At 71.5% G+C, this 19,063-nt stretch carries 17 protein-coding genes; 3 read left to right on the top strand and 14 right to left on the bottom strand.

Annotated elements, in window-relative coordinates:
* Positions 1-4: 4 nt before the first annotated feature.
* Positions 5-778, top strand: a complete 774-nt coding sequence (gene mtgA, locus NF681_05465) for a monofunctional biosynthetic peptidoglycan transglycosylase (protein UST55680.1) — start codon at positions 5-7, stop codon at positions 776-778.
* A gap of 7 nt (positions 779-785) precedes the next feature.
* Here the strand turns inward: mtgA and NF681_05460 are convergent, their stop codons facing one another.
* Positions 786-1,223, bottom strand: coding sequence for a DUF2809 domain-containing protein (locus NF681_05460; protein UST54644.1), 438 nt, complete (start codon positions 1,221-1,223; stop codon positions 786-788).
* 241 nt (positions 1,224-1,464) lie between these two features.
* Between NF681_05460 and NF681_05455 the strand changes: the two genes are divergently transcribed.
* Positions 1,465-2,574: a porin gene (locus NF681_05455; GenBank protein UST54643.1), complete on the top strand. Its 1,110-nt coding sequence runs from the start codon at positions 1,465-1,467 to the stop codon at positions 2,572-2,574.
* 129 nt (positions 2,575-2,703) lie between these two features.
* Positions 2,704-3,252, top strand: a complete 549-nt coding sequence (gene ruvC, locus NF681_05450; protein UST54642.1) for a crossover junction endodeoxyribonuclease RuvC — start codon at positions 2,704-2,706, stop codon at positions 3,250-3,252.
* Between the two features lie 22 nt (positions 3,253-3,274).
* On the opposite strand, the gene NF681_05445 is transcribed toward ruvC, so the two are convergent.
* From NF681_05445 to NF681_05385, 13 genes are all read right to left on the bottom strand, one after another.
* Positions 3,275-3,451, bottom strand: coding sequence for a hypothetical protein (locus tag NF681_05445; protein ID UST54641.1), 177 nt, complete (start codon positions 3,449-3,451; stop codon positions 3,275-3,277).
* A gap of 23 nt (positions 3,452-3,474) precedes the next feature.
* Positions 3,475-4,398 (bottom strand): UDP-3-O-acyl-N-acetylglucosamine deacetylase, encoded by a 924-nt coding sequence (lpxC, locus tag NF681_05440; GenBank protein ID UST54640.1) that lies wholly within the window; start codon positions 4,396-4,398, stop codon positions 3,475-3,477.
* 153 nt (positions 4,399-4,551) lie between these two features.
* A complete protein-coding gene (gene ftsZ / locus NF681_05435; GenBank protein ID UST54639.1) occupies positions 4,552-5,766 on the bottom strand; it encodes a cell division protein FtsZ in 1,215 nt (404 codons plus the stop codon).
* 171 nt (positions 5,767-5,937) lie between these two features.
* Positions 5,938-7,167, bottom strand: a complete 1,230-nt coding sequence (ftsA, locus tag NF681_05430) for a cell division protein FtsA (GenBank protein UST54638.1) — start codon at positions 7,165-7,167, stop codon at positions 5,938-5,940.
* Between the two features lie 23 nt (positions 7,168-7,190).
* Entirely contained in the window at positions 7,191-7,979 is a 789-nt protein-coding gene (locus tag NF681_05425; GenBank protein ID UST54637.1) for a cell division protein FtsQ/DivIB, read from the bottom strand.
* 2 nt (positions 7,980-7,981) lie between these two features.
* A complete protein-coding gene (locus tag NF681_05420; GenBank protein UST55679.1) occupies positions 7,982-8,941 on the bottom strand; it encodes a D-alanine--D-alanine ligase in 960 nt (319 codons plus the stop codon).
* 41 nt (positions 8,942-8,982) lie between these two features.
* A complete protein-coding gene (gene murC, locus NF681_05415) occupies positions 8,983-10,440 on the bottom strand; it encodes a UDP-N-acetylmuramate--L-alanine ligase (GenBank protein ID UST54636.1) in 1,458 nt (485 codons plus the stop codon).
* Entirely contained in the window at positions 10,437-11,519 is a 1,083-nt protein-coding gene (murG, locus tag NF681_05410; protein UST55678.1) for an undecaprenyldiphospho-muramoylpentapeptide beta-N-acetylglucosaminyltransferase, read from the bottom strand. The genes murC and murG overlap by 4 nt, the downstream gene beginning before the upstream one ends.
* Positions 11,520-11,536: 17 nt before the next feature.
* Complete coding sequence (gene ftsW, locus NF681_05405; protein UST54635.1) at positions 11,537-12,862, bottom strand: putative lipid II flippase FtsW; 1,326 nt, start codon at positions 12,860-12,862, stop codon at positions 11,537-11,539.
* Positions 12,859-14,823, bottom strand: coding sequence for a UDP-N-acetylmuramoyl-L-alanine--D-glutamate ligase (gene murD, locus NF681_05400; protein ID UST54634.1), 1,965 nt, complete (start codon positions 14,821-14,823; stop codon positions 12,859-12,861). Before murD ends, ftsW begins: the two co-directional genes overlap by 4 nt.
* 4 nt (positions 14,824-14,827) lie before the next feature.
* The gene (gene mraY / locus NF681_05395) at positions 14,828-16,006 is read right to left on the bottom strand and encodes a phospho-N-acetylmuramoyl-pentapeptide-transferase (protein UST54633.1); all 1,179 of its coding nucleotides are present in this window, start codon (positions 16,004-16,006) and stop codon (positions 14,828-14,830) included.
* 28 nt (positions 16,007-16,034) lie between these two features.
* Positions 16,035-17,462 carry a UDP-N-acetylmuramoyl-tripeptide--D-alanyl-D-alanine ligase gene (murF, locus tag NF681_05390; protein ID UST54632.1) on the bottom strand — a complete coding sequence of 476 codons (1,428 nt, stop codon included), beginning with the start codon at positions 17,460-17,462 and terminating at the stop codon, positions 16,035-16,037.
* 41 nt (positions 17,463-17,503) lie between these two features.
* Positions 17,504-19,054 (bottom strand): UDP-N-acetylmuramoyl-L-alanyl-D-glutamate--2,6-diaminopimelate ligase, encoded by a 1,551-nt coding sequence (locus tag NF681_05385; protein UST54631.1) that lies wholly within the window; start codon positions 19,052-19,054, stop codon positions 17,504-17,506.
* Positions 19,055-19,063: the final 9 nt, after the last annotated feature.

The raw sequence follows: 19,063 nt of genomic DNA, 5'->3' as shown, positions 1-19,063 counted from the left end.
CGCCCTGCGCGCCATCGTTCGCTGGCTGGCCTGCCTGGCCGTGGCCGGACTGGCCCTGCAACTCTTCTTCGTCGCGCGCATCGCGGCCATGGCCGTCGTCGATCCCGAATCGACCGCGTTCCAGCGCTCGGAAGCCTGGCGGATCGCGACGCAGGGACGCACCGGCGACGCGCCCGCGCGACGTGGCGACGCGCAGCCCGCGTGGGCCCAGGAATGGGTGCCCTACGACCGCATCGCCGACACCCTCAAGCGCGCGGTGATCGCCAGCGAGGACGCCGAGTTCGTCTACCACCGCGGCGTCGAATGGGAAGCGATCGAGCGCGCCCGCGCGCGCAACGCCAGGGCCGAGGAGATCGCGGCGCGGCGCGCCGCGCAGGTGCGCGCACGCGGCAGGGAGCCGGCACCGGTCAAGGTGCACGGCGGCTCGACCATCACGCAGCAGCTGGCCAAGAACCTGCTGCTGTCGGGCGAGCGCACGCTGTTGCGCAAGGGCCAGGAGGTCATGCTGGCAACCACGCTCGAGCTGCTGCTGAGCAAGCGCCGCATCCTGGAGATCTACCTCAACAGCGTCGAATGGGGCGAAGGCGTGTTCGGCGCCGAAGCCGCGGCACGGCACTACTTCGGCAAAGCCGCGACGCGCCTGAGCGCCGGCGAAGCGGCCCGGTTGGCCGTGATGCTGCCGAGCCCGAAGTCGTTCGAGCGCCGGCCCAACTCCCCCTACCTCAACGCGCGCGCCGCCACCATCGCCGCGCGCATGCCGGCCGTCGAACTGCCCTGAACCCTCGTCAGCGGCGGCGCGACGCCGCCCTTTCGAGCGCCAGCACCCCCAGGGCGCCGATCGCGTAGGCCAGGACGTCCATCCAGTCCGGCGTGCTGCCCACCAGGACGCGCAGCACCGGATGGGCGATGTGCCAATGCCACAGGCGGGCCAGGTACTGCGACCATTCCAGCGCGCAACCCACGCCGAAGGCCGCCAGCGCGAGCGGCCAGGCCCGCGTGTCGATCAATGCCTTGAAGCACAGGTACAGCCATGCGACCGCCAGCACGTCGCCGAAGAAACCGCGCAGCCATCCGGTGCGCGCCCCCGCCGTCGCGATGCCCACCAGTAGCACGAACACGACCAGCGCCCCGCCCGCGGCACGGGCATCGAAGCGCCAACGGAAGGGCCATGGCGAGGCTGGCCGCGCCATGGCGGCGGCATCGCGGGAGAGGTCGTCTTGCATGACATCGATCATCGTCGCCGGACGCCACGCCGGGTCGCTCGGCCGGAGGCCGTCGACGACCGCGCGTCGGTCCGGGCGCCGCACCGCACCCTGTCGGCGCGCCCTTCGGCCGCTTCGCGAGGCGATGTCTAACGGAACGCGCCGCCGCGTCCCATCGGGGAAATCGATGACACGATGAGACGCACCGATATGACGCATTTCTCATAAAGTTCCTGCTCGACAACAAAGACGAGGTGGACGGATGCATACGAAACCGCTCTTGGCCAGCGCGCTCATCGCCGTGTCGGCGCCCTCCGCATGGGCGCAGTCGACGGTGCAGCTCTACGGCATCGTGGACGCCGCCATCCGCCACACCACCAACGAGGGCGCGTCGGGCGACGGCAAGCTCACGCAGATGGTCGGCGGAGGCATGTCGCAGAGCCGCTGGGGCATCAACGTCACCGAGGACCTCGGCAACGGCCTGAAGGTGCTCGCCAACCTGGAGAACCGCTTCCTGGCCGATACCGGCAGCCCGGCGACCACCAACTATTTCCAGCAGTCCTGGGTCGGCCTGCAGAGCGCCAGCTTCGGCCGCCTCACGTTCGGTCGCCAGTACAACGTGCTGTTCGACGTCGTCACCACCACCTATGCGTCGTTCCCCTACTCACCCTACTTCGAGGCCTTCAAGCCCGAGATCGGTTTCTCGCTGAGCGCCCGCGCGAGCAACATGATCAAGTACGTGATCGACTACGGCCCGCTGCGCGCCGGCGTGCAGTATTCGCCCGGAGAGGACGCGCCCACCGGCGGCCGCACCGCCGGCGGCTACCTGCGCTATGCGAGCGGCGGCCTGGCCATCGGCGGCGCGGTGCAGAACTACGTCTTCGGATCGGGCCGCAAGATCGAGGCCTGGACCCTGGGCGGTTCCTACCGCGTGAACCGGTGGTACTTCAACGCCGGCCTCGGCCAGAACAAGCTCGACGGCGGCCTGCTGACCGCGCCGGTCGACCTGGCGATCCTGTCGTCGCTGTGGAGCGGCACCTCACCGTCGAACGGCAACTTCGGCGGTCCGGCTTTCCTGGCGGCCGACAAGCGCCAGATCGCCAAGCTGGGCGTGGGCTACCAGATCACGCCGCAGCTCAACCTGGGCGCCCATCTGTTCCGCACCAAGCAGTCCGGGCCGACCCTCGCCGGCGACGCGCGGGCGACCTTCTTCGTGATGGCGGCCGACTACGCGTTCTCCAAGCGCACCGATGCGTACGTCGAACTCGACACCACGCGGCTGAAGGGCGATGCCAACCTCAACGGCACCACGACCCCCGGCGGCCCCCGCAGCCGCAACGGCTACACCATCGGCGTGCGCCACCGCTTCTGAGCGCCGACGCCCCCGGCCGGCCGCGCGGCCGGCGCGCGCGGGCGGGCGGCGTCGACTACAGTCGCGGTCCCCTACTTCCTTTTGCGACCACGCCGCGTGTCCCGCGGCGCGTGGTCGTCGTCCCGATCCATGCGCATCCTCGGCATCGACCCCGGCCTGCAGACCACCGGCTTCGGCGTGGTCGACGCCGAGGGCGCGTCGCTGCGCTACGTGGCCAGCGGCACCATCACCACCCGCCACATGACGCTCGGCGACCTGCCCGCGCGCCTGAAGGTGCTGTTCGACGGCATCGGCGAAGTCGCCGCGCGCTACCAGCCCGACCAGGCCGCCGTCGAGATCATCTTCGTGAACGTCAACCCGCAGTCGACGCTGCTGCTGGGTCAGGCGCGTGGCGCCTGCATCACGGCGCTCGTCACGCGCGATCTGCCGGTGGCCGAGTACACCGCGTTGCAGATGAAACGTGCCGTCGCCGGCCATGGCCAGGCCGCCAAGGCACAGGTCCAGGAGATGGTGAAACGTCTGCTGGACCTGCCCGGGCTGCCCGGCAGCGACGCGGCCGATGCGCTGGGCATCGCGATCACGCACGCCCACGTGGGCAGCTCGATGGCGCGGCTGAGCGAAGCCGCGGGCCTGACGCGCAGCACCTCGGGCATGTACCGCCAGGGCCGCACGCGCTGACGGAGCGGCCGGGCGCGCGGATTCAGGCCACGCGCTCGGCGATCAGCACGGCGAAGAAGCCGAACGCCGCCAGCAGCGTCCACTTCAGCGTGATCCAGCCGAAACGTCGATACCTCGTCTGCCCGGTGCCGGCGTAGAAGGCGAAGGACACCCCCGCGATCAGCAGCAACAGCAGGATCGCCCAGCGGAACAGCAGCATGGCGCGTGATCCGTGCGAGCGCCCTACCAGGCGCGCGCGACTTCGGCGAACCCGCGCGGGGCGCGGCGTTCGTCGTCGAAGGTGACGATCTCGTAGGCGTCGGGATGCGCGAGCAGCTCGCGCAGCAGCTTGTTGTTGAGCGCGTGGCCCGAGCGGAACGCACTGTAGGAAGCCAGCAGCGGCCGCCCGACCACGTACAGGTCGCCCATCGCGTCGAGGATCTTGTGCTTCACGAACTCGTCGTCGTAGCGCAATCCGCCGGCGTTGAGCACCTTGGTGTCGTCCATGACGATGGCGTTGTCGAGCCCGCCGCCGAGCGCCAGGCCACGGCTGCGCATGTACTCGACCTCCTTCGTGAAGCCGAAGGTGCGCGCGCGCGCGATGTCCCGGCTGTACGAGCCCAGGCCGAGATCGAACTCGAAGCGCTGGCCCGTGGAGTCGACCACGCGGTGATCGAAATCGATCTCGAAACTCAGCTTGAAGCCGTGATGCGGCTCCAGCCGCGCCCATTTGGCGTTGGCGTCCTGACCCTCGCGCACCTCGACAGGCTCGAGCACCTTGATGAAGCGCCGCGGCGCCTGCTGGCGTTCGATGCCCGCGCTCTGCAGCAGGAAGACGAACGACGACGCCGAGCCGTCGAGGATGGGCACCTCGTCGGCGGTGATGTCGATGACCAGGTTGTCGATGCCCAGGCCGGCACAGGCCGACATGAGGTGCTCGATCGTCTGCACCTTCGCGCCGCCGCGCGAGACCGTCGAGGCGAGCCGGGTGTCGGTGACCGCCTCGGCCGTCATCGGGATGTCGACCGGCTCGGGCAGGTCGACGCGGCGGAACACGATGCCCGTGTCGGGCGCCGAGGGCCGCAGCGTGAGTTCCACGCGCTGGCCGCTGTGCAGTCCGACGCCGACGGCACGGGTGATGGTCTTGATGGTTCGTTGTTGCAGCACGGCGGCGATTCTAGGAGTGCGGGCGGCGCCCGGCGATGGCGCACCCGCTATGTCCGCCATAGGAGCGGGCCGTGCGCGGCGTCGCGCCCCGGCCCGGTGCGGGACACCGCGTGCGTCCCGCGACGGGAACGCACGGCGGCGGCCGCCCGGTCATCAGTCGGCCTGACGGCGCAGGAACGCCGGGATCTCGAAGTCGTCCATGCCGCCGGAGGACAGCGCGTCGACCTTGGCCGCGGCCATGGTGCGGTTGGTGCGCCACACGCTGGGCACCGCCATGCCTTCGTAGTTGGGCTGGTGGTGGCCCTGCCCGGCCTGACCCAGCCCGCCCAGGGAAGGCATCGGGAACGGGATGTTGTCGGTGCCGGTGCGGATGACTTCCAGCGCGGGCGCCTGGCGACGCGCGTCGGCCGGACGCGAGAGGCCGGTGGCGACCACGGTCACGCGCATCTCGTCGCCCAGGGCCTCGTCGTAGGCGGCACCGTAGATCACGTGCGCGTCGGCCGAGGCGTAGGCGCGGATCGTGTTCATGGCCAGCTTGGACTCGGCCAGCTTGAGCGAGTTCTTCGACGCCGTCACCAGCACCAGCACCCCCTTGGCGCCCGACAGGTCGATGCCCTCGAGCAGCGGGCAGGCCACGGCCTGCTCGGCGGCGATGCGGGCGCGGTCCGGGCCGCTGGCCGCGGCCGTGCCCATCATGGCCTTGCCCGGCTCGCCCATGACGGTGCGCACGTCCTCGAAGTCGACGTTCACGCCGCCGTACTCGTTGATGATCTCGGAGATGCCGCCGACGGCGTTCTTCAGCACGTCGTTGGCGTGCGCGAAGGCCTCGGCCTGCGTCACGTCGTCGCCCAGCACGTCGAGCAGCTTCTCGTTGAGGATGACGATCAGCGAATCGACGTTGGCTTCGAGTTCGGCCAGGCCCTCGTCGGCGTTGCTCATGCGCTTGCCGCCTTCCCAGTCGAAGGGCTTGGTCACCACGCCGACCGTGAGGATGCCCATCTCCTTGGCCACGCGCGCGATCACGGGCGCGGCGCCGGTGCCGGTGCCCCCGCCCATGCCGGCGGTGATGAAGAGCATGTGCGCGCCGTCGATGGCGCTGCGGATCTCGTCGATCGCCGCCTCGGCCGCCTCGCGGCCCTTGGCCGGCTTGCCGCCCGCGCCCAGGCCGTTGCTGCCCAGCTGGATCAGCTTGGGCGCGTTGCTGCGCGAGAGCGCCTGCGCGTCGGTGTTGGCGCAGGAGAACTGCACGCCCTGGACGCCGCGCTCGATCATGTGCGCGACCGCGTTGCCGCCGCCGCCGCCCACGCCGATGACCTTGATCTGCGTGCCCTGGTTGAACTCTTCGACTTCAATCATTTCGATGGCCATTTCTGACTCCTTGGATATGCGTTTGCTGTGTTGCCGTTGTTTCTGGAAATTGCGTCGTCTGCCGTTCGTGGCCGGAAGCGTTCGCCGCGGGCGGGCCGGTGCGTCGCCATCGTTCGTTGAAATGCAGGGGCGGGTGACGATGGGCGAACCCCAATGTGTGGACGGGCATGGCTAGAAGTTCCCCACGATGAAGTCCTTGAAGCGCCCGAAGGCGGTCTTGACCGAGCCGTTCTTCTGCGCGACCTTGTAGCCGCGCATGCGCCCGAAGCGGGCCTCCTCCAGGAGGCCCATGACGGTGGCCGCGCGCGGCTGCGCCACCATGTCCGACAACGCGCTCGAATACTTCGGGATGCCGCGGCGCACGGGCTTCAGGAAGATGTCCTCCCCCAGCTCGACCATGCCCGGCATCACCGCGCTGCCGCCGGTGAGCACCACCCCGGAGGACAGCACCTCCTCGTAGCCCGACTCGCGCACCACCTGCTGCACGAGCGAGAAGATCTCCTCGACGCGCGGCTCGATGACGCCGGCGAGCGCCTGGCGGCTGAGCATGCGCGGGCCGCGGTCGCCCAGGCCGGGCACCTCGACCTGGGTGTCCGGATCGGCCAGCAGCTGCTTGGCGCAGCCGCTCTCCACCTTGATGTCCTCGGCGTCCTTGGTCGGCGTGCGCAGCGCCATGGCGATGTCGCTGGTGATGAGGTCGCCGGCGATCGGGATCACGGCCGTGAAGCGGATCGCGCCGTTGGTGAAGATGGCGACGTCGGTGGTGCCCGCGCCGATGTCCACCAGCACCACGCCGAGCTCGCGCTCGTCCTCGGTCAGCACGGCCAGGCTGGAGGCCAGCGGGTTGAGCATCAGCTGGTCGACCTCCAGGCCGCAGCGGCGCACGCACTTGATGATGTTCTCCGCCGCGCTCTGGGCGCCGGTGACGATGTGCACCTTGGCCTCCAGCCGCATGCCGCTCATGCCGATGGGCTCCTTGACGTCCTGTCCGTCGATGACGAACTCCTGCGGCTCCACCAGCAGCAGCCGCTGATCGCTGGAGATGTTGATGGCGCGCGCCGTCTCCACCACGCGGGCGACGTCCGCCGCGGTCACTTCCTTGTCCTTGACCGCCACCATGCCGCTGGAGTTGATGCCGCGGATGTGGCTGCCGGTGATGCCGGTGTAGACGCGGCCGATCTTGCAGTCGGCCATCAGTTCGGCCTCCTTCAGGGCCTGCTGGATGCTCTGGACGGTGGCGTCGATGTTCACCACCACGCCGCGCTTCAGGCCGTTGCTGGGCGCGACGCCGAGCCCCGCGAGCTTGAGCGCGCCGCCGCCGAGCACCTCGGCCACGACCACCATCACCTTGGCGGTGCCGATGTCGAGACCGACGACGAGGTCCTTGTATTCCCTGGGCATGTGTGTGTGTCCTCGCTGTTCGCTTATTTTTTCTTGGGGGGCTCGCTCGCGACGGTGGTGACGCCGCGCATGCGCAGCGCGTAACCCTCGTGGTGGCGCAGGTCGGCGCCCTCGATCGACGCCACCGTGCGGCCGTACTGGGCCGCCACCTGCGCCACCGTGCGCAGGAAGCGCTCGGTGCGCGCGGCGACCTCCTCGCTGCGCCCGCGCCCGAGCTCGATCATGGCCCCGGTATCGAGCAGCACGTGCCAGCTGCCACGGCTCGACAGGCCGAGTTCCTCGATGCCGATCTCGTAGGGCGCGAACAGCGGCACCAGCATGCGGTACATGCCCAGGACCTGTCCGGCCTGCTCGGGCGGGCCGTCCAGGCGCGGCAGCTTGTGGTCGTCGACCTCGCCCACGTTGGCCTCGAAGATCTCGCCGTAGCCGTTGACCAGGCGGGAGCCGGCCTCCTCGCCCCAGTGCGCGACCGGCACGTGCTCGGTCAGCGTGGCGCGAAGCTTGTTCGGAAATTCTCGCCGCACCACCGCCTGGCGCACCCAGGGCACGGACTCGAAGGCCGCGCGCGCGCGCGCCAGGTCGACGGTGAAGAAGTTGCCCGCGAGCTGCGGCGCGACGTTGGCGCGCAGCGTGACGGCGCTGTTGTGCGTGACCTCGCCATCGACCTTGAGCGCGGCGATCGGGAAGAAGGGCTGGCGCAGCACCCACCAGGCGCCCGCCCCGACCAGCGTCAGCGCGAACAGCACGAACACCAGCGTCGCGGTGAAGTTCATCAGCCGGATGTCGAAGGGGGTGGGTGCGGTGGTGGCCATGGTCAGTGCGCGCCCGCCGAGTCGAGCGCCGCCGCGGCGAGCACGCGCAGGCAGAGGTCCTCGTAGCCGATGCCCGCGGCGCGCGCGGACATCGGAACCAGCGAGTGGGTGGTCATGCCCGGAGAGGTGTTCATCTCCAGCAGGAAGGGTTTGCGGTCGCTCGCGCGGATCATCACGTCGGCACGGCCCCAGCCGCGGCAGCCGAGCGTGCGGAAAGCCGCGAGCGTGATGCGGCGGATCTCCGCCTCCTCGGCTTCGGGCAGTCCGCTCGGGCAGTGGTACTTCACGTCGTCGGTGAAGTACTTGTTCTGGTAGTCGTAGGCGCCCTCGGGCGCCGCGATGCGCACCACCGGCAGCGCCCGGGCCGCGGCGCCGGCCCCCAGCACCGCGCAGGTCACTTCCTCCCCCTCGACGAACTCCTCGCACAGCACGTCGGCGTCGTACCGGGCCGCCAGGGTCACCGCGTCCTGCATCTGCGCGTGGCCACTCACCTTGGTCACGCCGATCGACGAACCCTCGCGCGGCGGCTTGACGATCAGCGGCAGGCCCAGCACCTCGGGCACCGCGCGAACCTGCTCGGGCCCCTGCAGGTCGGCGGCCAGGCGCACGTAGCGCGGCGTGGGCAGGCCGTCGGCCAGCCAGATGCGCTTGGTCATGACCTTGTCGAGCGCCACGCTGGAGGCCATCACGCCCGAGCCGGTGTAGGGAATGCCCAGGAGTTCCAGCGCGCCCTGGACCGTGCCGTCCTCGCCATGGCGGCCGTGCAGTGCGATGAAGCAGCGCGCGAAGCCCTCGCGCCGCAGTTCGGCGAGGTCGCGCTCGGCGGGATCGAAGGCGTGCGCGTCGACGCCGCGCGAGCGCAGCGCCTCCAGCACGCCGGCGCCCGACAGCAGGGAGATCGGCCGCTCGGCCGAGGTGCCGCCCTGGAGGACGGCGACCTTGCCGAGCGCGACGATGTCGATCACCGGCGCGACCGGGGCGTCGATGGTGGTGTTCGTCGTCGTCACAGGACGCGTCCTTCCCGCGTGAACTGGCCCGAAGCCGGAGGTGGCGCCGTGCCGCCGAGCTCGACCACGCGGCCCGGCACGGTGCCGATGGAGCCGGCGCCCATGCACACCACGACGTCGCCGGCGCGTGCGTTGTCCAGCACCGCCTGCGCCATCGCGCCGATCTCGTCGACGAACACCGGCTCGACCTTGCCGGCCACGCGCAAGGCGCGCGTCAGGGCGCGGCCGTCGGCCGCCACGATGGGCGCCTCGCCCGCGGCATAGACCTCCCCGAGCAGCACGGCGTCGGCCGTGCCCAGCACCTTGACGAAGTCCTCGAAGCAGTCGCGCGTGCGGGTGTAGCGGTGCGGCTGGAACGCCAGCATCAACCGGCGCCCGGGGAAGGCGCCGCGCGCCGCGGCGATGGTCGCGGCCATCTCCACCGGGTGGTGGCCGTAGTCCTCGATGAGGGTGAAATCGCCGAAGTCGCCCGCGTTCGCGATCGGCACGTCGCCATAGCTCTGGAAGCGGCGACCGACGCCCTTGAACTCGGCCAGGCCCTGAAGCACCGCCGCGTCGGGCACGTTGAGCTCGACCGCCACCGCGATCACCGACAGCGCGTTGAGCACGTTGTGCTCGCCGGCGAGGTTGAGCACCACGTCCAGGTCGGGCAGCGTCACGCCGTTGCGGCGCTGGGCCGTGAAGTGCATCTGCGCGCCGACCGCGCGCACGTCCACCGCGCGCACCTGGGCGTCCTCGTTGAAGCCGTAGCTGGTGACCGGACACGTGACCTGGGGAACGATCTCGCGCACCGCCGCGTCGTCGGTGCACAGGATCGCCACGCCGTAGAACGGCATGCGGTGCAGGAAATCGACGAAGGCCTTCTTCAGGTTGCCGAAGTCGTGCCCGTAGGTCTCCATGTGGTCGGCGTCGATGTTCGTGACTACCGCCATCACCGGCAGCAGGTTCAGGAACGAGGCGTCGGACTCGTCGGCCTCGACCACGATGTAGTCGCCGCCGCCCAGCTGCGCGTTGGCCCCGGCGCTGTTGAGGCGTCCGCCGATGACGAAGGTCGGGTCGAGCCCGGCGGCGGCCAGCACGCTGGCCACCAGGCTGGTGGTGGTGGTCTTGCCGTGGGTGCCGGCGATGGCGATGCCCTGCTTCAGGCGCATCAGCTCGGCCAGCATCATGGCGCGCGGCACCACCGGGATGCGCTTCTCGCGCGCGGCGATCACCTCGGGATTGGTGGCCTGCACCGCGGTGGAGGTGACCACCGCGTCCGCGCCCTCGATGTTCGACGCGTCGTGGCCCACGTGGGTCGCGATGCCCAGCCCGGCCAGGCGCCTGAGCGTGGCGCTGTCGGACAGGTCGGAGCCGGAGACACGGTAGTCGAGGTTGAGCAGCACCTCGGCGATGCCGCTCATGCCGGCGCCGCCGATGCCGACGAAATGGATGTGACGGATGGCGTGCTTCACGAGGCGCGTCCCTCACGTGCGGCGCGGCGGGCGGCGCGCCGGTCGGCGAGCTCCTCGCAGGCGCGGACCATCCGGTCGACCGCTTCGGTCTTCTTCATCGTGCGGGCGCGCTGCGCCTTGTCCACCAGCGTGGAGCGTTCGGTTGTCTGTAGCAAATCGGCCAGGCGTTCGGGGGTGAGGTCGGGCTGGGCGACCAGCCAGCCACCGCCCGCCTCGACGAGGAAGCGCGCGTTGGTGGTCTGGTGGTCGTCCACCGCCGACGGGAAAGGCACGAACAGCGCTGCGGCGCCGACGGCCGCGATCTCGGTGACGGTGCTGGCGCCCGCGCGCGCGACGATCAGGTCGGCGTCGGCATAGGCGGCGGCGGTGTCCTCGATGAAGGGGGTGAGCTCGGCCGCGACACCGGCGGCGGCGTAGTTGGCACGCAGCTCGTCGATCTGTTTCGCGCCGCTCTGGTGAATCACGCTCGGGCGGGCCTCCGGCGCGATGCGCGCGAGCGCCTGCGGCACGATGGCGTTGAGCGCTTGCGCGCCCAGGCTGCCACCGACCACCAGCAGCTTCAGCGGACCGGTGCGCCCGGCGAAGCGCGCGGCCGGCTCGGGCTTGTCGACGAAGGCGGCGCGCAGCGGGTTGCCGATCCACTCGGCGCCCTGGATGACGTCCGGGAAGGCGGTGAAGACCCGGTGGGCGACCACCGCCAGCACCCGGTTGGCCAGGCCGGCGACCGAGTTCTGCTCGTGCAGCACCAGCGGACGGCCCACGAGCGCGCTCATCAGCCCGCCCGGAAAGGTGATGTAGCCGCCCAGGCCGACCACCACGTCGGGCCTCACGCGGCGCAGCACGCCCACGCTCTGCCAGAAGGCGCGCAGCAGGCGCACCGGCAGCAGCGCCAGCGTCAGCGCGCCCTTGCCGCGCAGGCCGCCGAACCGCACGGGCTCGAAAGCGAAACCGCGCGGGGGCACCAGCTGCTGCTCCATGCCGCCCGGCGCGCCCAGCCAGTGCACGCGCCAGCCGCGCTCGCGCAAGGCCTCGGCCACGGCGAGGCCCGGGAAGATGTGGCCGCCGGTGCCGCCGGCCATGACGAGCGCCGTGCGGGTCACAGGCGGCCACCGCGCATCAGCACGCGGTTCTCGTAGTCGATGCGCAGCACCACGGCCAGCGCCACCAGGTTCATCAGGATGGCCGAGCCGCCGAAGCTCATGAGCGGCAGGCCCAGGCCCTTGGTGGGCAGCGCGCCCAGGTTCACACCCATGTTGATGAACGACTGGAAGCCGATCCAGATGCCGATGCCCTGCGCCACCAGGCCGGAGAACACGCGGTCCAGCGAGATCGCCTGACGGCCGATGTGCATCACGCGGCGCGTGAGCCACAGGAACATGCCCAGCACCAGCAGCACGCCGACCAGGCCGAATTCCTCACCCAGCACGGCCAGCAGGAAGTCGGTGTGGGCCTCGGGCAGCCAGTGCAGCTTCTCGACGCTGCCGCCCAGGCCGACGCCGAAGACCTCGCCGCGCCCGATGGCGATGAGCGAGTGCGACAGCTGGTAGCCCTTGCCCAGCGCGTGCGCCTCGCTGAACGGATCGAGGTAGGCGAACAGCCGCTGGCGCCGCCATTCGCTGGTCATCACCATGACACCGAAGGCCACCAGCATCAGCGCGGCGATGACGAAGAACATGCGCGCGTTGACGCCGCCCAGGAACAGGATGCCCATGGCGATCACCGCGATGACCATGAACGCGCCCATGTCCGGTTCGGCCAGCAGCAGCATGCCGATGATCACCACCGCCGCGCCCATCGGCCAGACCGCCCGGAAGAAATGCTCCTTGATCTCCATCTTGCGCACCATGTAGCTCGACGCGTAGAGCACCATGGCCAGCTTGGCCAGTTCGGAGGGCTGGAAGTTCATGATCCCCAGCGGAAGCCAGCGCCGCGCGCCGTTGACCACGCGGCCCACGTGCGGCACCAGCACCGCCACCAGCAGCAGGATCGACAGCACGAACAGCCACGGCGCGACGCGCTCCCAGGTCTTCATCGGGATCTGGAACGCCAGCAGCGCCGTGACGAAGGCGATCGCGATGAACAGGCCGTGGCGCACCAGGTAGAAGGTCGGGCCGTTGCCCGCGCGGGCGAAGCGCGGGTTGTCCGCCATGGCGATGGAGGCCGAATACACCATCACCAGCCCCCAGGCCATGAGCGCGAAGGTGACCCACACCAGCGCCTGGTCGAAGCCCAGCACGCGCACCGGCGCGGCCTTGGTCTGCGCCACGTCGGCGCCGCCCAGGCGCACCGGCAGGTGCATCGGCAACGCGTCAATGCCCGACTTGGCGGCACGGCCGAACCAGCGGCGCAGGCGGCCGGCGGGCGCATCGGACGCATCGGGCGCGTCGGCGGAGGGATCGGCCGTGGCGGCGTTGCGGCTCATGAATGGTTCTCCTCGGTGTCCGCGTCCAGCGACGCCGTCGCCGACCCGTCGGCCAGTGCCTCCACCGCCGCCACGAAGACGGCGGCGCGGTGGGCGTAGTCCCTGAACATGTCGAAGCTGGCGCAGGCCGGCGACAGCAGCACGGCGTCGCCCGGCCGGGCCCGGCCCGCAGCCAGCGTCACGGCCTCGTCCATCGAGGCGGCGCGCAGCAGCGCGACGCCCGTGGCGGCCAGCGCGCGCTCGATCAGCGGCGCGTCGCGTCCGATCAGCACCACCGCGCGCGCGAAACGCTCGACCGGCGCGGCCAGCGGCGCGAAATCCTGCCCCTTGCCCTCGCCGCCGAGGATGGCGACGACGCGGCGCTCGGCGCCCAGTCCACCCAGCGCGGCGACGGTGGCGCCCACGTTGGTGCCCTTGCTGTCGTCGAAGTACTCGACTTCGTCGACGATGGCGATGGGCTCGACGCGATGGGGCTCGCCCCGGTACTCGCGCAGGCCATAGAGCATCGGGGCCAGCGCGCAACCGGCCGCGCCGGCCAGGGCCAGCGCCGCCAAGGCGTTCTGCGCGTTGTGCTGGCCACGGATGCGCAGCGCGTCGGCCGGCATCAGGCGCTGCAGGATGATCTCCTCCTCGCCGGCGACGGCACCGCGACGGCGCTTCAGCGTCTCGTCGGCCTCCAGCGCGCGCACCAGCCAGGCCATGCCGTTGACGTGCTCGATGCCGTAGTCACCGGGACGACGCGGCAGGCCGGCACCGAAGGTGACGTGGGCGCGCAGCCGGGGGCGCTGCAGACGCACGCGCAGGGGCGCGGGCAGCATGGCCATCACGGCCGGATCGTCGCGGTTGAGCACCATCAGGCCCTGGTCGCCGAAGACGCGCGCCTTGGCGGCCGCGTAGGCCGCCATGTCGCCGTGCCAGTCGAGGTGGTCCTGGCTGAGGTTGAGCACCGTGGCGGCGGTCGGCTCGAAGCCCTGCACGCCGTCGAGCTGGAAGCTGGAGAGCTCCAGCACCCAGACCTCGGGCAGCGTGCCGGCGTCGAGGTGGCCGGCGAGCGTGTCGAGCAGCGTCGGGCCGATGTTGCCGGCCACCGCCACGCTGCGGCCGGCGCGCTCGACGAGCTGGCCGGTGAGCGAGGTGACGGTGGTCTTGCCGTTGGTGCCGGTGATGGCCAGCACCACCGGGCGATAGCCGGCGGGCACCGGCGTGGCGTCGGGCACGACGGCCGCCATCGGCGCCTCGTCCTCGGCGGCCGGCGCGGCCATCGAGCGTTCGGCGATGCGGGCGACGAAGGCGGCGGCTTCGCGCGCGGCGGAATGCGGCGACGCGGCGGCCTCGCGGTCCGGCGCGGGCGCCGTCACCGACGACGTCCCCACGGCGGACGGTGGATCGTCGGCACCGGGCGGCGCGGTCGCGCCGGGCGCGGCCGAAGGCGCGGGATCGGGCACCGAGCCGGGCGCGACCTCGGGACCGGGCGGGCTCGCGGGCGCGGAGCCGGGCGCGGCGGCCGGGCCGGTCTCGGTGCGGGGCTCGATGTCCGGCTCCCCATCGGGATCGGGAGCGTGGACGGCGGCCGGAGCGCCGGCGCCGTCTTCCGCACCGGCGGCCGGGTCGTCGACCTCGCGCAGGTCCTGCAGCGCCTGGGCGAACAGGTCGAGTTCGCCACCCACCGGCAGGCCGATGGCGCGCGCCGCGTCCACGACCGGCGCGATGTCCGCGGGCGCGAGGCCCGGCGAGCGGTAGACCGCGCGCACCGGCGTGCCCTCGACCAGGGCGGCGGAGAACGCTCCGCCGACGAAGGCCGCGTCCGGCGCGTCGCGGCGCAGGGCCGCGAGCTGAGGCGGTGTCGCGCGCGTGTCGGCCACGCTCACGCGCGCGCCGTGGCGCGCGCACCAGCGCGCCATCGCCAGGCCGGAAGCGCCCAGGCCCAGGATCAGCACGTGGAGGTCTTGGAGGTGCTTCATGGCGTCAGCGCAGCTTCAGCGTGGAAAGGCCCACGAGGCACAGCAGCATCGTGATGATCCAGAAGCGCACGACCACCTGGGTCTCGCGCCAGCCGCTCTTCTCGAAATGATGGTGCAGCGGTGCCATCTTGAGGATGCGCCGGCCCTGGCCGAAGCGCTTCTTGGTGTACTTGAAGTACATCACCTGCGTCATGACCGAGATCGCCTCGACCACGAAGATGCCGCCCATCACGAAGAACACGATCTCCTGGCGCACGATGACGGCGATGGTGCCCAGCGCGCCGCCCAGGGCCAGCGCGCCCACGTCGCCCATGAAGACCTGCGCCGGGTGCGTGTTGAACCACAGGAAGGCCAGTCCGGCGCCGGCCATCGCCGAGCAGAACACCAGCAGCTCGCCCGAGCCGGGGATGTGCGGGAACAGCAGGTAGCGCGAATAGACCGAGCTGCCCGTGACATAGGCGAACACGCCCAGCGCCGAGCCGACCATCACCACCGGCATGATCGCGAGCCCGTCGAGGCCGTCGGTCAGGTTCACGGCGTTGCTGGCGCCCACGATCACCAGGTAGGTCAGGATCACGAAACCGATGCCGCCGAGCGGATAGCTGATCTCCTTGAACAGCGGCACCAGCAGGTTGATCTTGGGCGAGAACTCCAGCGCGAAGCCCGAGCGCACCCAGTCGGCGAACAGTTCCAGCACGCGCCAGTTGGAACTCTCGGAGATGCTGAAGAGCAGGTAGAAGCCCGCCACCAGGCCGACCAGCGACTGCCACATGTACTTCTCGCGCGAACGCATGCCCTCGGGGTCCTTGCGCACGACCTTGCGCCAGTCGTCGACCCAGCCGATCGCCCCGAAGCCCAGCGTCACCCACAGCACGATCCAGACGAAACGGTTGGCCAGGTCGAACCACAGCACGGTGGAAAACGCGATGGCGAAGAGGATCAGCACGCCCCCCATGGTGGGCGTGCCGCTCTTGGAGAGGTGCGTCTCCATGCCGTAGCCGCGCACCGGCTGGCCGATCTTGAGCAGCGTCAGGCGACGGATCACGAACGGGCCGGCGGCCAGGCCGAGCAGCAGCGAGGTCAGCGCGGCCATCAGCGCGCGGAAGGTGAGGTACTGGAAGATCCGCAGGAACCCGAATTCGGGGGACAGCGTCTGCAACCATTGGGCCAGGCTCAGCAGCATGGGGTTGCGCGCGGTGCATGACGATCGCTCATGGCCGGCCTCCCGGTTGCGGACGCGGTTGCGCCGTGGCGGCGATGGCCTGCGCCACCCGTTCCATCCGCATGAAGCGCGAGCCCTTGACCAGCACGCTGGCCGTCGTCGGGAGGCACGCCAGCACGGCGGCGTTGAGCGGCTCGACGGCGTCGAAGTGCCGGCCGTCGATGCCACCGGCGGCGGCGAAGGCCGCGACGCTGCCGGCCGATTCGTCGCCCAGCGCGAACAGCGTCTCGACGCCGCGCTCGCGCGCCCAGGCGCCGACCTCGGCATGGAAGCGCGCGCCCTGGTCGCCGACCTCGCCCATGTCGCCCAGCACCAGCAGGCGCGGGCCCGGCAGCGCGGCCAGCACGTCGATGGCCGCACGCACGGAGTCGGGATTGGCGTTGTAGGTGTCGTCCACCAATGTCAGCGTGCGGCCGTCGGCACGCCCGATCTCGCTGGCGCGGGAACGGCCCTTGACCGGCTCGAAGGCGGCCAGTCCCTGCGCGATGGGGTCGAGCGACACGCCCGAGGCCAGCGCGCAGGCGACCGCCGCCAGTGCGTTGACCACGTTGTGATGACCGGCGATGCGCAGCGTGGTGGCCAGCGCGCCGACCGGCGTGCGCGCCCGCACGTGCCAGGCGCCGCCCTGCCACTCGGCGTGCTCCAGGGCGACGTCCGCATCGGCCTGGACGCCGAAGGTCAGGCAGCGGCGCGTGGCGCCCTCGTGCGCCAGCGAGCGCCACAGCGGCGTGAATTCGTCGTCGTGCGGGAACACGGCCGTGCCGTCGGCCGGCAGCGCGGACAGCACGGCGCCGTTCTCGTGCGCCACGGCCTCGACCGTGGCCATGAACTCCTGGTGCTCGCGCTGCGCGTTGTTGACCAGCGCGATGGTCGGGCGGGCGATGGTGGCCAGCCGCGCGATCTCGCCCGGATGGTTCATGCCCAGCTCCACGACGCCCAGGCGGTGCGCGGCGCGCAGACGCAGCAGCGTCAGCGGCACGCCGATCTCGTTGTTGAAGTTGCCCTCGGTCGCGAAGGCGCACTCGCCGCAGGCCGCGCGATGGATCGACGCGATCATCTGGGTGACGGTGGTCTTGCCGTTGCTGCCGGCGACCGCCACCAGCGGCAGCGTGAATCGCGCGCGCCAGCCGGCGGCCAGGGCGCCGAGCGCGGCCAGCGTGTCGGGCACCTCCAGGCCGCTCAGGCCGGCGGCCTCGAGCCCGCCATGGGCCAGCGCCGCGACGGCGCCGCGCGCGCGCGCATCGGCCAGGAAGGCATTGGCGTCATGGCGCTCGCCCTTGAGCGCGACGAACAGGTCGCCTGCGGCCAGCGTGCGCGTGTCGGTATGGACGCGCGCAAAAGGCGTCGCGGCGTCGCCGACGAGCCGCGCGCCCGGAATCCACTGCAGCGCCCCACCCAGCGTGGTCATGGCGCTCATCGATGTGCTCTCTTCTTCAACGACGAAACTCTCTCTCTGGTTCATGCGGCGCTCCCGCGCGCGAAGGCTTCGAGCGCGTGCGCCCGATCGGAAAATGGGATGCGCTCGCCCGCGATCTCCTGCCAGGCCTCGTGGCCCTTGCCGGCGACGAGCACGACGTCGCGCGGCGCGGCCTCGGCCAGCGTGCGGGCGATCGCCGCGGCGCGGTCGGACTCGACCCGGGCCGCCTCGGGGCGCGTCAGGCCGAGCAGGATCTGCCCGAGGATCGCGGCGGGCTTCTCGCTGCGCGGGTTGTCGCTGGTGAGCACGACCCGGTCGGCGCCGCGCTCGGCGACGGCGCCCATCAGCGGCCGCTTGACGGCGTCGCGGTCGCCGCCGCAGCCGAAGACGCACCACAGCGCACCGCCACGCGCCGCCGCCAGCGGCCGCAGGCCGGCGAGCGCCTTGTCCAGCGCGTCGGGCGTGTGGGCGTAGTCGATCACCGCCAGGGGCCGGCCGGGCGCCTCGACGCGTTCCATGCGCCCGGGCACGCTGTCCAGTCCACGGCAGGCGTCCACGGCCTGCGCCAGACTCAGGCCGAGCGCGCGCAGCGTGCCGATCACGCCCAGCAGGTTGGCGACGTTGTAGTCGCCGATGAGCGCCGTCTCCAGGCGCACCGGGCCCGAGGAGGGTTCGCCGGTGACCGGGTTCTCGCGCACCTCGAAGCCCAGGCCCTGGGCGCCATAGCCCACCGCGTGGGCCGACAGTCGCGCCGGGGCGCCGGCGGCCGAGACGGTCCAGAGGTCGAGCGCGCCGGTGCCCTGGTCGACCAGCTCGCCCACCAGCGCCGCGCCGTGCACGTCGTCGATGTTGACCACCGCCGCGCGCAGGCCGGGCCAGCGGAACAGCTCGGCCTTGGCCCGCCAGTAGGCGTCCATGCTGCCGTGGTAGTCGAGGTGGTCCTGGGTGAAATTGGTGAACACCGCCACCGCGATGCGCGTGCCGTCCAGGCGCCGCTCGGCGATGCCGATGGAGGACGCCTCGATCGCGCAGGCTCCGAAGCCACGGTCGGCGAAATCGCGCAGGGCGCGCTGCAGCGCGACCGGGTCGGGCGTGGTGAGGCCGGTGTGGACGAGCGCCGGCGGCACGCCGATGCCCAGCGTGCCGATCACGCCGCAAGGCGTGGGCACCACCGCCGCGGCGTCGATGCCGCGCGCCTCCGACAGGGCCTGGGCCAGCCACCAGGCGGTCGAGGTCTTGCCGTTGGTGCCGGTCACCGCGATGACGTCGAGCTGGGCGGAAGGCGCCAGATGGAACGCGGCGGCGACCGGTCCGGTCGCGGCCTTGAGCCCCGCGTAGGCGGCGATGCGCTCGTCGCCGGGAGCGGCGCCGAAGCCGTCCTCGAAGGCCTCGATCCCTTCGCGCTCGACCAGGCAGGCCACCGCGCCGCGCGCCAGGGCCGCGGCGACATGGGCACGCCCGTCGGTCGCCGCGCCCGGCCAGGCGACGAAGCCGTCGCCCGCACCGATGGCGCGGCTGTCGGCCCGCAGGGCGCCGCGCACGTGGTCCTGCAGCCAGCGTGCGGCGTCGTGCGGGGTGTCGAAGGTCTTCATGGTGAGGCG

This window comes from Comamonadaceae bacterium OTU4NAUVB1 (genome assembly GCA_024372625.1).
In the GTDB taxonomy this organism is placed as follows: Bacteria; Pseudomonadota; Gammaproteobacteria; order Burkholderiales; family Burkholderiaceae_C; genus Variovorax.
Note: the sequence above shows the minus strand (reverse complement) of the source record. Positions and strands in the feature narration are given on the sequence as shown.

Excerpts from the sequence above, each read along its gene's own strand:
- NF681_05460 (UST54644.1), bottom strand. The coding sequence starts at position 1,223 with ATGCAAGACGACCTCTCCCGCGATGCCGCCGCCATGGCGCGGCCAGCC.
- NF681_05455 (UST54643.1), top strand. The coding sequence starts at position 1,465 with ATGCATACGAAACCGCTCTTGGCCAGCGCGCTCATCGCCGTGTCGGCG.
- ruvC (UST54642.1), top strand. The coding sequence starts at position 2,704 with ATGCGCATCCTCGGCATCGACCCCGGCCTGCAGACCACCGGCTTCGGC.
- NF681_05445 (UST54641.1), bottom strand. The coding sequence starts at position 3,451 with ATGCTGCTGTTCCGCTGGGCGATCCTGCTGTTGCTGCTGATCGCGGGG.
- ftsZ (UST54639.1), bottom strand. The coding sequence starts at position 5,766 with ATGGCCATCGAAATGATTGAAGTCGAAGAGTTCAACCAGGGCACGCAG.
- ftsA (UST54638.1), bottom strand. The coding sequence starts at position 7,167 with ATGCCCAGGGAATACAAGGACCTCGTCGTCGGTCTCGACATCGGCACC.
- NF681_05425 (UST54637.1), bottom strand. The coding sequence starts at position 7,979 with ATGGCCACCACCGCACCCACCCCCTTCGACATCCGGCTGATGAACTTC.
- murG (UST55678.1), bottom strand. The coding sequence starts at position 11,519 with ATGGCCGGCGGCACCGGCGGCCACATCTTCCCGGGCCTCGCCGTGGCC.
- ftsW (UST54635.1), bottom strand. The coding sequence starts at position 12,862 with ATGAGCCGCAACGCCGCCACGGCCGATCCCTCCGCCGACGCGCCCGAT.
- murD (UST54634.1), bottom strand. The coding sequence starts at position 14,823 with ATGAAGCACCTCCAAGACCTCCACGTGCTGATCCTGGGCCTGGGCGCT.
- mraY (UST54633.1), bottom strand. The coding sequence starts at position 16,006 with ATGCTGCTGAGCCTGGCCCAATGGTTGCAGACGCTGTCCCCCGAATTC.
- murF (UST54632.1), bottom strand. The coding sequence starts at position 17,462 with ATGAGCGCCATGACCACGCTGGGTGGGGCGCTGCAGTGGATTCCGGGC.
- NF681_05385 (UST54631.1), bottom strand. The coding sequence starts at position 19,054 with ATGAAGACCTTCGACACCCCGCACGACGCCGCACGCTGGCTGCAGGAC.